We start from the raw sequence: 565 nt of genomic DNA, 5'->3' as shown, positions 1-565 counted from the left end.
AGCGCGTTGTGGCATCTTTGTCGTCTGCTTGCCAAGGCTCAAACACCCAAGTTGCTAACTATCTGTTTGAAATTCAGCAAGAGCTGCAACATCAAAAAGACATCAGCACTCTGATCCCGCGTTTGGCGGTGCTTGAAAGAATGCTCAAACAGCAGTCGAAAACGATGGATAAACAGAACGGCTACCTCGATGAACAAATCAAACACAGCGGTGAGACACTCCAACGTGTTACGGGTTTGCCAGCGCAGTTAAAACGCGAACTGCGCAACTTAATGAGCTTCTCGGAAGTACACGCAGGGAAGAAAGTCGATCAAGCTACCCGTCTACTGAGCATCTACGAACGCGCGATTAAAATCATCACTTCGAACTCACGTTTACAACTCAGCGAATTCGAAAACAACCCAGACAAATCTCAACTAGAATGCCTCGCCGTCGATCTACAACATACGATTACAGAACTTGATTTTGAAGGCGAATGTGGCGAGAGACTGCTTGATATTCGTGCAAAACTGTTGCTTGGCGTGAATGCAGAATCCTTAATCGAGCTGACGTTAAGCACTCTGAA

General features: G+C 46.4%; 1 pseudogene. It reads left to right on the top strand.

What is annotated here, in order from left to right:
* Positions 1–565: pseudogene (locus tag R7Z50_RS29805) on the top strand (GGDEF domain-containing protein); the annotation flags it as partial.

Source organism: Vibrio sp. 1249-1, from assembly GCF_033340495.1.
This window is presented reverse-complemented; position numbering and strand designations above follow the sequence as displayed.